Annotated in this window: 10 protein-coding genes, 1 tRNA gene and 1 pseudogene; 7 read left to right on the forward strand and 5 right to left on the reverse strand. The window is 56.8% G+C overall.

What is annotated here, in order from left to right; translation table 11 throughout:
• Window positions 1–50: 50 nt before the first annotated feature.
• The 3 genes from ORG26_RS19045 to ORG26_RS19055 all read right to left on the reverse strand — a co-directional run bounded on the left by ORG26_RS19045 (window position 51) and on the right by ORG26_RS19055 (window position 3,270).
• Window positions 51–1,322, reverse strand: coding sequence for an HD domain-containing protein (locus tag ORG26_RS19045; protein ID WP_266364600.1), 1,272 nt, complete (start codon window positions 1,320–1,322; stop codon window positions 51–53).
• Window positions 1,323–1,475: 153 nt separating this feature from the next.
• Window positions 1,476–1,994 carry a hypothetical protein gene (locus tag ORG26_RS19050; protein ID WP_266364602.1) on the reverse strand — a complete coding sequence of 173 codons (519 nt, stop codon included), beginning with the start codon at window positions 1,992–1,994 and terminating at the stop codon, window positions 1,476–1,478.
• Window positions 1,995–2,118: 124 nt separating this feature from the next.
• Complete coding sequence (locus ORG26_RS19055) at window positions 2,119–3,270, reverse strand: zinc-dependent alcohol dehydrogenase (RefSeq protein ID WP_266364604.1); 1,152 nt, start codon at window positions 3,268–3,270, stop codon at window positions 2,119–2,121.
• 187 nt (window positions 3,271–3,457) lie between these two features.
• Here ORG26_RS19055 and ORG26_RS19060 point away from each other — a divergent pair.
• The 5 genes and pseudogenes from ORG26_RS19060 to ORG26_RS19080 all read left to right on the forward strand — a co-directional run bounded on the left by ORG26_RS19060 (window position 3,458) and on the right by ORG26_RS19080 (window position 6,417).
• Window positions 3,458–3,531 (forward strand) — tRNA-Ile (locus ORG26_RS19060).
• A 284-nt stretch (window positions 3,532–3,815) separates the two neighbouring features.
• Window positions 3,816–4,601, forward strand: a pseudogene (locus ORG26_RS23605) (N-6 DNA methylase); the annotation flags it as partial.
• 52 nt (window positions 4,602–4,653) lie between these two features.
• Window positions 4,654–4,944: a hypothetical protein gene (locus ORG26_RS19070; RefSeq protein ID WP_266364606.1), complete on the forward strand. Its 291-nt coding sequence runs from the start codon at window positions 4,654–4,656 to the stop codon at window positions 4,942–4,944.
• Window positions 4,945–5,136: 192 nt separating this feature from the next.
• The gene (locus ORG26_RS19075; protein WP_266364608.1) at window positions 5,137–5,367 is read left to right on the forward strand and encodes a DeoR family transcriptional regulator; all 231 of its coding nucleotides are present in this window, start codon (window positions 5,137–5,139) and stop codon (window positions 5,365–5,367) included.
• A 12-nt stretch (window positions 5,368–5,379) separates the two neighbouring features.
• Window positions 5,380–6,417 (forward strand): restriction endonuclease subunit S, encoded by a 1,038-nt coding sequence (locus ORG26_RS19080; RefSeq protein ID WP_266364610.1) that lies wholly within the window; start codon window positions 5,380–5,382, stop codon window positions 6,415–6,417.
• Window positions 6,418–6,574: 157 nt separating this feature from the next.
• Here ORG26_RS19080 and ORG26_RS19085 read toward each other — a convergent pair whose 3' ends face one another.
• Window positions 6,575–7,501, reverse strand: a complete 927-nt coding sequence (locus tag ORG26_RS19085; RefSeq protein WP_266364612.1) for a hypothetical protein — start codon at window positions 7,499–7,501, stop codon at window positions 6,575–6,577.
• A 777-nt stretch (window positions 7,502–8,278) separates the two neighbouring features.
• Window positions 8,279–10,078 carry a chymotrypsin family serine protease gene (locus ORG26_RS19090; protein WP_266364614.1) on the reverse strand — a complete coding sequence of 600 codons (1,800 nt, stop codon included), beginning with the start codon at window positions 10,076–10,078 and terminating at the stop codon, window positions 8,279–8,281.
• Between the two features lie 257 nt (window positions 10,079–10,335).
• On the opposite strand from ORG26_RS19090, the gene ORG26_RS19095 reads away from it, so the two are divergent.
• The gene (locus ORG26_RS19095; RefSeq protein ID WP_266364615.1) at window positions 10,336–10,611 is read left to right on the forward strand and encodes a hypothetical protein; all 276 of its coding nucleotides are present in this window, start codon (window positions 10,336–10,338) and stop codon (window positions 10,609–10,611) included.
• Complete coding sequence (locus ORG26_RS19100) at window positions 10,587–13,691, forward strand: type I restriction endonuclease subunit R (RefSeq protein WP_266364617.1); 3,105 nt, start codon at window positions 10,587–10,589, stop codon at window positions 13,689–13,691. The genes ORG26_RS19095 and ORG26_RS19100 overlap by 25 nt, the downstream gene beginning before the upstream one ends.
• Window positions 13,692–13,753: the final 62 nt, after the last annotated feature.

Raw genomic sequence — 13,753 nt, forward strand, 5'->3', positions numbered from 1 at the left:
AAAGGGCAGCCGGTTTGGGCCTTTTGCGGCAGAACCTCCTTATTCATTCTTCATTGGTCATTATTCATTGGATTTCTAGCCCAGCAGACGTAATACCGACGTACAATATTTGCCAGCGCCTTGATTCCGGGCAGGTCCGAGGCGTCGGCAATATCGGCCACCCGGCCATTTTTGAATTTGATCAGAATGTTGTCGGTACGGGCTTCCTGCGAAGACAGATAAGCGGCGTTGGTGGCAATGCCGCTGTGAATAAAATAGGATAATTCGTCGGACGGAATATTCTGGCGGACGAGCTGCTGCTGCACGTCCAGAATCACTTCTTCGGCCAGCGGCTGGTCCGAAAGGATGATCTTGAAGAGTTTCCGTTCGAGCATGCGCGCGCAGAGATCCGCCAGCACCCGGTCGGGGTGGCGGCTCCAGATTTTGATGGCCGACCAGATGTCGTAGTCGTCCAGTTCCGAGAAGGCCTGGAGGTATTCGGGATGGCTTTCAAAATCGGCCAGCGTAACGGCCCTGCTCAGAAAGAGCGTCAGGGCGGGGGAGGCCGGTACCGCCGTTCCCCGGCTGATGAGGAACCGGGCCCGCCGGATAAGCTGAATCAGCATGGCTTCCGCGCAGAGCGAGGTTTTGTGCAGGTAGACCTGCCAGTACATCAGCCGCCGGGCGTTGAGGAAGTTTTCGATGCTGAGAATGCCTTTGGCTTCCACCACCAGCCGGTCTTTCTGCCCGGCATCTTTGGCCAGGTCCAGCATTTTGATGATGCGGTCGGCCCCGATCGTGCCTTCGGCCACGCCCGTGTAAAAACAGTCGCGGTTGAGGTAATCCATGCGGTCCATGTCCAGCTGGCTCGAAATAAGCTGGTGGAAGAAAGGCCGCTCGTACGTGCCCTCAAACATCCGGATCGCCAGCGTCAGCGCCCCGCCGAACTCCCAGTTGATGTCCTGCATCAGCAGCAGCGACAGACTTTCGTGGTGAACCCCGTTGAGGATGGTGTGTTCCAGGACGTGGGAAAACGGGCCGTGTCCAAGGTCGTGCAGGAGGATGGCGGCCTGAACGGCTTCGCACTCCGCCTCGGTAATGAGATGTCCTTTGCCGCGCAAAGCCTGGATGGCCTGCCCCATCAGGTGCATGGCCCCGAGCGCGTGGTGAAAACGGGTATGCAGCGCTCCCGGATACACGAATTCCGACATACCGAGCTGCTTGATGCGCCGCAGCCGCTGAAAATAACGGTGTTCGACCAGATCGTAGATGAGGTCGCTGGGAATGGTGATAAACCCGTAAACGGGATCGTTAAAAATCTTTTTCTTGTTGGAACTGGCCAAACCGGTGATGGGGTGTTTTGGGCAAAGATAATGGTTTATCGTTGAAGGTTTAACGTGTAACGTAGCTTCGCCTCTTTACGAGTTCTTGGGAAAGCGGAGCCGCGTTCAACCTTATACCTTCAACGTTAAACCTTAAACCTTCAACGATAAACCTTAATCTCTTGAACGATTTCTCCCCCCTGACAACCACAGGTACGCGAGGGTGGCGACGCCGACGGTGATGGCTATGTTAGTGGCCAGTCCTTTCGGGTTGTGCTTCCACATGGCTTTGTAGCCTTTTTCGGCGAAGAAATTCGGGATTTTGCCGTTGCGGATGTCTTCCACGATGCCTTCCACCACGTTGACGCGGTCGGCAACGATCAGCGGGAGCCAGTGGCGAAATTTACTTTCGCTGTACTGGAAGGCATACCGGCGGATTTGCCCGCTCAGGCCCGACGGCGGTGAAGCCGTCCCAAAGACGGCGCTCACGTTGGGCCGCTCGTTGGAGTGCAGCACCTCGATGTTGACGGGCTGCTGCGCCGGGCGCTCCCAGCTGTAGCCTGTCTGTTCGGCATCGGTCCGATCTTTCATCGGGTAAGTCGGGTCGTTTTTCGGGTCGGCGTCGATGCCCCAGCCGGGAATATTTTTGAAATCCGGATTTTTGGCATTTACCGGAGCGATGGTCGTTTCCATACGTTGGTTGTTTAATGAATTGGTAGTTTATGGTGTACAGTTTATAGTTTAAGGTTTATAGTTTATAGCGGTGCCCCCCATAAACCCTAAACTGAAAACTGAAAACTGTAAACTGAAAACCCCCTTACGCCGCCCTGGGCGGAATCAGCACGGGTTTGATGCAGTTGTCGAGTTTGTCCGAGAAAATGCGGTAGGCGTCCGAGATTTCTTCCAGCGGCACGCGGTGCGTAATCAGCCCTTTCGGGTTCAGAATGCCGTTCTGGATGTGCTCGATCAGGCGCGGCAGGTGCTTTTTGACCGACGCCTGGTTGGCCCGGATGGTCAGCCCTTTGTTGACGACGTTACCGATCGGAATCAGGTTGCCCGTCGGTCCGTAGACGCCCACGATGGAGACAATTCCGCCTTTCTTGACGGAGTTGATGGCCCAGTGCAGCGCCGTGGCCGACCCGGCCTGCAGCAGCATTTTGCGGCCCGTGATGGTCTGCATGGCGTCGCCGGCGGCTTCGGCGCCCACGGCATCGATGACGACATCGGCTCCCATCCAGTCGGTTTCCTTTTTCAGGAACAGGACCACGTCGTCCATTTCCTTGAAGTTATAGGCTTCGCAGTGCGCGTAGTTTTTGGCAAACTCAAGCCGGTATTCGACATGGTCGATGATGATGACCCGTCCGGCTCCGAACAGCCACGAGCAGCGGGCCGCCATGATGCCGACCGGGCCGGCGCCGAAAACGACGACCGTATCGCCGGGCTGGATGCCGCCCATTTCGGCGGCCTGGTAGGCCGTCGGGACCACGTCCGTGAGCATCACGGCATCGTCCAGGTCCATCCCTTCCGGAATGACCGTCGGGCCGAAGTTGGCGTACGGCACGCGCACGTATTCGGCCTGTCCGCCGTGGTAGCCGCCGGCCGTGTGCGAATAGCCGAAAATGCCGCCCACCGCAGTAGCCTCGGGGTTCGACTCGTGGCAGTTGCCGTAGAGGCCCTGCTGACAGAAGTGGCACCGGCCGCAGGCGATGTTGAAAGGCACGAGCACGTGGTCGCCGACCTTCACGTTATGGACTTCCGGCCCCACTTCTTCCACGATACCGACAAACTCATGACCAAAGGTGGTGCCCACCCGGGTATCGGGAACGTTGCCGTTGTAGAGGTGCAGATCGGACCCGCAGATGCAGGAACGGGTTACCCGAACGATGGCGTCCTCGGGGTGGAGGATTTCGGGCATGGGTTTGTGGTCGATGCGGACCCGTTGCGGGCCGCGGTAGTTCATTGCGAGCATAGGTGTCGTTTCTAACGTTGATACTAAAGACAACCACCGACTGCCGGGATGCGCTTCAAAAAATCTTTTGAATGGTACGAGCGATGCGGATTTGGCGCGGAAGCGGACGAGATTCGGTCCGGAGGGGCTTGGCCGAAAGGCAAAATTTTGTACCTTTGTCGATGATTTGCGGCCACAACCGCAGTCAGGGCCTATAGCTCAGTCGGTTAGAGCATCTGACTCATAATCAGGTGGTCCCAGGTTCGAGCCCTGGTGGGCCCACAGTGAAAATCAGCCACTTAGCTTCTTCCTGCTAAGTGGCTTTTTTTATGGCAGGTACCTAACCGGCTTTACTCACTTCTTTTGGAAAGGTCTTTCCTTTCCGCGACTATTTTGCCAGATTTGTTCCCTTATATATTCACCCGCTTCGGCGCATTATCTCCTTTGTTGTTGCTATGCTCACCGGCGATCTACGCTCAAAAATTGATAAAGTCTGGGAAGCCTTCTAGACCGGCGGCCTTTCCAACCCCCTCACCGTTATCGAACAAATTACCTACCTGCTCTTCCTGCGGCGACTCGACGAAAGCCAGACCCTGAAAGAACAGCAGGCCAACTTTACCGGCGAACCCATCGAAACCCCGGTCTACGGGCCCGAACAGTACGCCCTCCGCTGGAGCCGCTTCAAAGACAAAGACCCCAACGAGCTCTACCGCCTCTTTACGATGCCCGACGGCGTGTTCGACTTTATCCGCAGCCTGGGCGCCGACTCGGCCTTTAGCCGCTACATGAAAGGGGCGACGTTCATGATTCCGACGCCCCAATTGCTGGGACAGGTGGTGGACCTGCTGGCCAACATCCCGATGAAAGACCGGGATACGAAGGGCGACGTCTACGAATACCTGCTGTCCAAAATCGCCACGGCGGGCCAGAACGGACAGTTTCGCACGCCCCGCCACATCATCAAGATGATGGTTGCCCTGATGGGGCCTTCGCCCGAGGATGTGGTCTGCGACCCGTCGGCGGGTTCGGCGGGCTTTCTGGTCACGGCGGGCGAGTACGTCGGGCAGGTACACGCCCAGGCGCTGCTCAAACCGACGACCCAGGAACACTACCGCCGCCAGATGCTGATGGGCATGGAGTTCGACCCGACCATGATCCGCATCGGGGCCATGAACCTGCTCCTGCACGGCATCGAAACCGAACGCCTCCACGACGTGGACGCTCTCAGCACGGGCAACGCCGACTTTGAAGACCAGGCGACGCTGGTGCTCGCCAATCCGCCCTTCAAAGGCTCGCTGGATGTGGACCACGTACTGCCGGACCTCGTCCGGACGGTGGCCACCAAAAAAACCGAACTGCTGTTTCTGGCCCTCATCCTGCGCGGGCTGCGGACAGGCGGCCACGGTGGATTCGCTGAAAAACGACATTCCGGACATCGTTTACCGCTGGCGGCATCTCGAAGCCGAAACCACCCGCACCCGTACCGACCAGAGTTTTCTGGTGCCGGTAGCGGACATTCGCACCAACCTCTACGACCTGAGCATCAACCGCTACAAGGAAGTCGTTTACGAACAGAAGCAGTACGACGCCCCCGCCGACATCATCGCCCGCATCAAAGCCCTCGACGCCGAGCGAGGGGCCGATTTGCAGGCGCTGGAGGAAATGCTGACGGGCGTAGCGTCCGAAACGGTGTAAGCCTGCGGAGCCATGACACCAGAGGGCACCTATGCCGGACGGCCCGCACAGTTTGTGGAAGGGGATGTTTTCGGACGGTGGTGCCGTTGCCGGTGTACCAGCCTGAGCCCGTGAAGCCGGATGTAGCCGGAAATGTTCCCTGTAAACGAGTCGGATGTCCCTGTAAATATCCCTATACCGTTCCCTTTTCCGGTGAATGAAGCAACCCGGAAGCGGTTGCGACTCATTTTGGAGGGGTTGGCGGCCGGAGAAGACGCCCGACCCAGACAATGGGCTGACCAATTTGGTGTCGCCGAAAAAACCGTAAAACGCGACTTTGCGCTACTCCGTGAAGCGGGATGGATTCACGGAGTAGGCGCGTTGAAAAACGGTCATTACATGCTCACCGAAGACGGCAAACGCCTGTTTTCAAACGCTAATTAATTCGTACTCAAAATGACTAAAGTTGTTAAGCTGGGGGAGGTTTGTAGTAAAATATTAAGTGGAGGTACTCCTTCAACTGAGAAATCTGATTTTTGGAATGGTAATATTCCTTGGATAACAAGTGCCGATGTACAAGGCCATTTTACGGTAACACCACGAAAGTTTTTAACGGAAAAAGCGGGTGCCGACATACTTCCAGCGGGAAACGTTCTTGTCGTCACTCGTGTAGGCTTAGGAAAAGTTGCTGTCAATGATCAACCATTAGCGTTTAGTCAGGATTTACAGGGGTTAATTTTAAAACCAGTCATTGATAGCAAATTCTTGGTATACGGGTTATCGGAAAAACTACAAAAGTTTAAGGTTATCAGCCGAGGAGCAACCATAAAAGGAGTTACAAGGGATGATCTAGTCAACATCGAAATTCCCCTGCCGCCGCTCCCCGAACAACGCCGGATTGCGGCCCTGTTAGACCGCGCCGACGCCCTGCGGCAGAAAGACCGCCAACTGCTCGCCCACTACGACGCCCTCGCCCAAAGCGTTTTTCTGGATATGTTCGGCGAAGAAGGTCGCTGGCCTACAGTCAATATCGAAGCAATTTCAAACGGAAAAGGAAGCATGAGGACAGGGCCATTTGGAAGTGATTTGCTTCATAGTGAGTTTGTTGAAAAAGGAGTATTCGTCTTAGGTATTAATAATGTTGTCAATAATCGCTTTGAATGGGCAAAGTCTCGTTTTATTACAGAAGAGAAGTACGAAAAGCTAAAAAGATACACTGTTTATCCTGGGGATGTTTTGATTTCAATTATGGGTACAACCGGAAGAACTGCTGTTGTGCCTGACGACATGCCAGCAGCGATTAATTCCAAACATTTGGTAGCAATTACTTTAAACAAGCACACTGCTGTACCGATGTACCTTACATATTCTTTTCTCTATGACCCTGACGTAAGGTATCAGCTAAAATCTCAGAACAAAGGAGCGATTATGGATGGACTAAACTTAGGTGTTATTAAAGCGCTAAAAATTAAGCAGCCCCCTCTTTCCCTCTAAACCCAATTCGCCGCCGTTATCGAGCGGATTGAAGCGCAGAAGGCGGTGATGCGTCAGCAGATGGCCGCGAGCGAGGCGTTGTTCGGGCGGCTGTTGCAGGAGAGTTTTGGCGGGTGAGGGGCCGGAAGGGCCTTACCCTGCTTCCGGCCCCGCCGGGCTACTTGCCGATGATGGTCTGTTTCTTTTCGTTCTGCCCGAAATTGAACGTGGCCCCGGCAAACCAGCGGGCGCGGGTGCGGTCTACGTAGGTGAGGCTTTCGGCGGGCGCGCTCGGGAAGTAATTGGTGGTGTCGTCGTAGCGTCTGGAGAGCACTTTTTCGGTGCCGATGGCCCAGCCGCCCGTCAGCACGAGCCGTTGTTTGCGCCCGAACAGCAGACTGCCGCCCGCCACCAGCAGGGGCCGCCCTTTGGCAGTAACCCCGCCCCCCAGCGTCGGCCCGAAGCTGAATCCACCCCGGAACAGCGGCGTACGCCAGTGCAGATGGGCGAGCGTCACCAGCGCCAGCGACCGCTTGTCGTGTTCTTCGGGCATGGGCTGCTGCCGTACCACCTCGTTGGTTTGCGGCTGTCCTTCCACGATGCGGGTCTGCGCTACCACCACATCCTTCACGGCCATGGTGCGGTCGTAGAGGCCGGTCAGGGCCAGCCCGGCGCTGAAGTCCAGCTTGGCCCGCCACAAAATCCAGACGTCTTTGTACTGCGGAATGGCGAGGGCCGTGGTGTCGAGGCGGTTTTTGGTCGAGACCGTAAAGCGCAGCACATCGGCGTTGGGGTAGTCTTTGGCCTTAATCCAGGGCGTGCTGAGGGTAGTGGCCTGCGGCACCTGCCGGAGCAGCGCAAGTCGGCTGAAGATTTCGCTGGCAATGCCTTCGCGTTTGGCATAGGTGGCCAGTTCGGTCAGGCGCAGTTTATCACCAGCATTACCCGCCGCGGCGGCTTCAGCCCCAATTGCAGTGACCAGGGATTTGATGCGTATATCAAGCCAGTGTTCATCCGAAAAAGTAGCAAGCGCCCTGCTCACCATTTTCAATTGATTGGTCAGATTAGTGATCGTCTGGTCTGTCAGACACTCCAGCTTCTGCAAGCTATTGATGGTTGAACCCAGCGAAGCCGACAGGTTTAATATGTTCCGAAGCTCCTTTTCTTCATTTGAGATAGAACTTTCATCGGCTGACGAAGAAGGGATAATAGCTTGTTTCAGGACAGCGTCCACCGCACTGCGGGCGGCCGCCGCGTCTGTATTAAACGCTATCGCCGCTGCGTCTACGTTGAGTGTAAACCTGAGGGGATTGATGTGCTGTATGACCAGCCGGGTTTTGTCTCCTGGATTAAGAAAGGCCCATTTTTTATTTCTAGGGAATTGAAAAGGTGTTTCAACTTCCGGGCAAAAGTCCAGTACAAAATCGTTTTTATCCCGAGCGGTGCCGGAGAGGCTCTGAGAAGTTATCGGCGGTTCGGTTAAGATTACTAATCTTTTTAAACCACTAGGTAACACAAACGTCAATGCCAGCGGTGAGCCAGGTTTCCAGTCCTGTTTAAATTCTGGGGCGGCTCCACCAGCAACTGCGTCCGAATTTTCGGGTCTTTGAGTCGCCAGCTTTATTGTAGTTGCATCGGCAGGCGCCAATCCATTTACGGGGAGTTTTACAACGATAGGGATTCCGTCGTTGATCGCCTTCCAGTACTGATCGGGGGGCAACTGAAGAGGCTGTGAAATTCCATTTTCGAGATCTTGACGCGAAATCGGCTGGTTCACAACGATGGGATCGGGCCGTTGGCCGAATGATGCCTCCGAAAGGCAGAATACCAGTACAAATGTTAAGCAGGTAAGCAGACTTTTCATGAATGAACAGATTGAAAATTAAGGTAAATCAACGCCATGGTCTAAACAGAACTTGCTGACGGGCATCACATACGACGCCTCGTTGCTGAACCCGATCAGAATCCCGACCACCCGTTTGCGGTTGTTTTCTTCAATAAAGACGGCCGCTCCCGAGTCGCCTTCGTCGGCAAGGCGTTCGGTCTTGATGAGTCCTTTCATCGATTTGGCCGTCAGGCCGGGCAGGATGAAGTCGCCCTCCTGATACGGGGCCAGAATTTTCCCCTCCTGCCGGTTGGACTTCGCGCCGATCATGACGGCCGTGCGCCCCACCAGCGAATCTCCCGGCTGAAACAGGATGTCGAAGAAACCCTGGGTCTGACCGGCCGGAAACCGGCCCACCGCCGCCGCGTTGGTCAACTCGACCAGCGCAAAGTCGGATTCCGGGTCAAAACGGCCGTCGGTGACGCTCCCGATGGGTGCCGGGCTGCCTCCTGTGCCCGGTGCCACCACCGGCAAATTGGTCTGGTTGGCTACCGACGTGGTCCCGGCCTGTAGCAAATCGGCGCAAAGCACATGGTAGCACGACAGCACGTAGTCTTTCTGATTGCCCCGCAGGCGCAGGCCCAGCGTGCCCCAGTTGGTCAGGGACTGCCGCCGGATGCTGCCGCCGGGAGCGGTGGGCAGGTTACTGTGGATCGGGTTGCCGGGAGTGTAGGCCGCAAACCGGATGTCGCCCACTTCCTGCACGTCGGTAGGAATCAGCACCCGGCGTCCGTCTGGCGTGGTAAAAGGAAGGGTATCCGGAATTTTTCCGGTGGTGATGCCGGCCACCTTTTGCCGGACCTCAAACAGGATCGAGAGTTGTCCGGTGGGTTGTCCGGCCGTCTGTTTGGTCTGAAGCGCGAGGCCGACCACATTCGGGAACTGAAGCCGCAGCCCCGGACCAAGCTCCTCGATGGCCTTGCGGATGTCGTCGGCGGTCGGTTCCGGCGAGGCGGTCTTTTCGGCAGGTGTGGCCTTTTCCGCCTCCGGAGTGCCTGCCCCGCCCGGAAAGACCAGGTTTTTGAGTCCCTGCAGGAGTTCGATAAGCCGCCCGGAGAAGAAGCCCATCAGAAACGCCACCAGCACCTGATTGGGACTGTATTCGATGCGCTCGATCACCTCCTTTTCGCCAATAGCCAGACTCAACCCCAGAAAGATGACCAGCGCACAGAGCGGCGCGTAGAAAAACTTGGCGATATGGACCCAGATTTCGTTGCGGTCGAAAGCCTTCACCCCGCCCCGAAGGGCTTCCGAGACGCTGTAGAGCAGGCTGGCAATAAGGCCGAACCACGTCCAGAAGATGATCTCGGCGTACAGGCTGCCGTCGTATAGCCAGAAGTAGGACCGCACCGGAAAGACGAAATTGCTGAGCGACCGGATAAGGTCCGAACGCTTGTCGAACAGCCTGATCCAGTTATTGACCACCAGCGAATCGGATTTTTCCAGCTCGTAGGTGGCGGCGATGTAGCCCAGTATGCGCCCACGCTGAAGCGGCGTCAGCCTGTCGTCGGTAGCGGTTGAGGAGGAGCCCGTTGTCTGCGAACCGGGTGCCGACGGAGTGGCTGCCGTTTTCCTGCGGGTCGTATCCGACGGGTCAGAGTCCTTCAGTAAGGTGCTGTCGGGCTGCGTAGCGAGGATACTGCTCAGGATGGCAATATCGGACCGGGTTAGTTTGGTTTTGGACCGGCCTGCCGGAAGGAGCCAGTGGAGTAAAAGGTAAAGAGTGGCCAGGAAGGTGAGTATTCCCAGAATCCACCGGAACCATTGCACGGGTGACAGTTTGGTAAACGGATTCATGAATGTATGAAGATTACTAACAGAGATCGCAAAACTGCCTCTGAAGTAACCCCGGTACCACGGGTAAATTACCCTTTCTTTGCCTGTTTTTACCCTTTTTCGCTTCTTTTTCTCACCCTACTAAATCGATTGGCACCACCTGATAACCGTGTGATTCGCCTGTTGCCGTTCACAAAAAACCGGTAACCTGCCGGGGGGCGATTCGCCTTAATTTGTTTTATTAGAGGGTTTATCAGCCCCGGCACCGAAAGCGATCCATGAGTTCGAATTTTACGTTTCTGTCCCCGACCCACCCTTTGATTTTTGAAACGGCCCACAAAGCCGAGAAATACACCCACCTTGAGCCGGAAATGGCGCTGATTTACGCCCGCAAGGCGCTCGAACAGCTCGTTTTCTGGCAGTATGCCAACGACCCGCGTCTGACGGAGCACCTGCCCGCCGAACCCAAAGACCAGACGCTGAAAACCTGCTCAAGCACCCGGCTTTTCGGAAAACCCTGTCTTCGGAATTGTATCAGCAGCCTCATCTGCTGAAAAACACCGGCAATCAGGCCTTCCACGCCGTCCAGGCCCATTTCAGCCCGGCCGACTCCCTGCCGATGCTGAAGGTGCTGTTCGGCTTCGCTACCCTTTTCGACCGGCTTTATATCCGCAGTGCGGCCCCGTCGGCCGGCTTCGACGAAAGTCTGCTGCCCACCCAGCCCCGCTACCTGACCGCCGACGAACGGGAGGAGCTTCGTCAGTTGCAGGCGGAGCAGGAACAGACCATTCAGATCAGTCAGGCGCTGCTGCAAGCCAGAGAAGCCGAAATAGAACGCCTGAAAGCCCAGCTGGAAGACCGCAACCAACCCCTGCGGACTTATACCGGCGTGCTGAGCGAACAGCAGACCCGCGAGTTGTACATCGACCGGCTGCTGCGGGAGGCGGGCTGGCAAATCGGAAAAAATGTGACCGTGGAGGAGGTGCTGACCGTCGCCGACCGGGCGGATTACGTGCTACGGGGGGACGACGGGCTTCCGCTGGTGGAGGTGGAGGCCAAGCGTACCACCCGTGATGCCAAAGAAGGCCAGCGGCAGGCCATCCGGTACGCCGACGCGCTGGAAGCAAAACACGGTCGTCGGCCGCTGCTTTATTACACCAACGGCTTTCAGACCCATTTCTGGGACGACCGGCGCTATCCACCCCGACCCGTGCAGGGGTTTCATACGCCCGATGAAATGGAGCGGCTCATTGCCCGTCGCCAGGAGGCTAAACCCCTCGCTACTCAGAAAGTCAACAAAACCATTGCCGACCGCTATTATCAGAAAGCGGCCATTGCGGCCGTGGGCGAACATTTCGGGAAAGGCTTTCGAAAATCCCTGCTGGTAATGGCCACCGGCAGCGGCAAAACCCGCACCGCCGCCGCACTGGTGGATGTGCTGATGCGGGCGGGCTGGATCAAGCGGGTGCTGTTTCTGGCCGACCGTCGGTCGCTGGTGCGACAGGCCTGTAACAGCTTCGGTCGCTATGTACCCCACCTGACGGGCGTCAACCTGCTGGAAGAGGACGAAATCGCCGGGGCGCATCTGGTGTTCTCAACGTACCAGACCGTTCTGAACCGCATCGACGCTCTCTGGAGCGGTGACCAGCGGACGCTGGGAATAGGCTATATCGACCTGATCATCATCGACGAAGCACACCGCAGCATTTACAAAAAATACAGCGCCATTTTTGAATATTTCGACGCCCTGCTGGTGGGACTGACGGCCACGCCCAAAGACGAAACCGACCGCGATACGTTCACCTTTTTCGATCTGCCCCAGCACGAACCAACCTACGACTACTCGCTGAGTCAGGCCGTGGCTGATGGCTACCTGCGGCCTTACAAAGGCGTGGCGGTCCCGCTGAAATTTCCCCGGCAGGGCATCCGCTACGACGACCTTTCGGAGGAAGAAAAAGAAAAATACGAGGAAACCTTCGGCGACGAGAACGGCAACGTGCCGGACGGCTTCGACCCCGACGAACTGAATACCTGGCTTTTCAATCAGGACACCGTCGACAAGGTACTGCTCTACCTCATGGAGCGAGGCCAGAAAATCGAAGGGGGCGACCGCCTGGGCAAATCCATCATTTTTGCCAAAAATCACGCCCATCCCGAATACATTGTGCAGCGGTTCGACCTCCTTTTTCCGCACCTGCGGGGGCATTTCTGTAAACTGATCGATTACTCGCTCGGGGCGGTCGAATCCCAGAAGCTCATCGACGAGTTTTCTGACGAAAAGAAAAACGAATTTCAGCTTGCCGTTTCGGTTGATATGCTCGACACGGGCATCGATATTCCGGAGGTAGTCAATCTGGTGTTTTTCAAGCGGGTGATGTCGCGGGCCAAGTTCTGGCAGATGATCGGCCGGGGCACCCGGCTGCGGCCCCACCTCTTCGGACCCGGGCGGCACAAGGAGTTTTTCTATATTTTCGATTTCTGCGACAACTTCAGTTTCTTCAGCCAGCAAACCGAAGAACGCGATACGCCCGTTCCGCCGAGCCTGAGCGAGCAGATTTTCCTAACGCGGCTGCGCATCGTGCGGGCCATTCCCGATGAGGCGACCGGCGACCTGCTGGCCTTCCGGGAGGAAGTACGGGAAACCCTGCACGGGCAGGTACAGGCGCTGGACGAAGATTCCTTTCTGGTCCGGCAGCAATGGGAAGTCGTAAGCCATTACAAGGATGCCGCCCGCTGGCGGGTGCTGGATGAGGCGGATGTGACGGCCCTGCGCACGCATGTTGCCCCGCTGGTGCGCGACGAACGCAGCGACGAATCTGCCCGCCGTTTCGACCTGCTGGTGCTGCAAACCGCCCTGGCCCGGCTGAGTGGTCAGGGCCGGCAGGAGGCCGCCCTCACGGCTCGCATTCAGCGGGTAGCCCGGGGCCTGCAGAAGAAAGGGAGCGTGCCCGAAGTGGCCCGGCAAATGCCCCAGCTGGAACAGTGGAGTAAGGAAGATTTCTGGCCCGCCGTACCGGTTGGGTCGCTGGAACCCATCCGTCTGACCGGCCGGGGGCTGGTGCGCTATCTGGATAAGGATACCCGGGAGCCGATCTACACCAACTTCACGGACGAAATCAGCGGTCCTGAAGAGGTCCACGAGCACCTGGTGGGCTACGCCAGCAGCGAAGCGTACCGCGACCGCATGGAAAGCATCATCCGTAAAAACAGCAATCACCTCACCATCCGGAAGCTGCGCTTCAATACGCCGATTACCGAGGCCGAACTGGGAGAACTGGAGTGGATGTTGTTTGAGGAGACCGGTCTGGAATCCCGCGAGCAGTTTACGCAGGTGCTGGGGGAGCGGCCGCTGGGGGAATTTGTCCGTAGTCTGGTAGGACTGGACGTCACGGCCGCCAAGGAAGCGTTCTCCGCGTTTCTGGAGGCGGGCTCTCTGACGGTCGCTCAGCAGACCTTTCTGAATACCCTCATCGAATACCTGGCCGAAAACGGCACCATTGAGCTGAAAGTCCTTTTCAAACAACCGTTTACGGACATCGACAGTGGAGGCGTAGTGAATCTGTTTGATGATCGGTCCACGCAGCTATTTTCAATCATTGAAGGGATTAATGGAAATGCAAAGGCGGTAGGGTGAGGCCACAACTGGCATGATTTTGTGCCAAACCCTCCTCAGCTTGTTGGCTCGTTAGCCACGGC

Source organism: Tellurirhabdus rosea, from assembly GCF_026278345.1.
Taxonomy (GTDB): domain Bacteria; phylum Bacteroidota; class Bacteroidia; order Cytophagales; family Spirosomataceae; genus Tellurirhabdus; species Tellurirhabdus rosea.

Excerpts from the sequence above, each read along its gene's own strand:
- ORG26_RS19090 (WP_266364614.1), bottom strand. The coding sequence starts at position 10,078 with ATGAATCCGTTTACCAAACTGTCACCCGTGCAATGGTTCCGGTGGATT.
- ORG26_RS19080 (WP_266364610.1), top strand. The coding sequence starts at position 5,380 with ATGACTAAAGTTGTTAAGCTGGGGGAGGTTTGTAGTAAAATATTAAGT.
- ORG26_RS19050 (WP_266364602.1), bottom strand. The coding sequence starts at position 1,994 with ATGGAAACGACCATCGCTCCGGTAAATGCCAAAAATCCGGATTTCAAA.
- ORG26_RS19055 (WP_266364604.1), bottom strand. The coding sequence starts at position 3,270 with ATGCTCGCAATGAACTACCGCGGCCCGCAACGGGTCCGCATCGACCAC.
- ORG26_RS19095 (WP_266364615.1), top strand. The coding sequence starts at position 10,336 with ATGAGTTCGAATTTTACGTTTCTGTCCCCGACCCACCCTTTGATTTTT.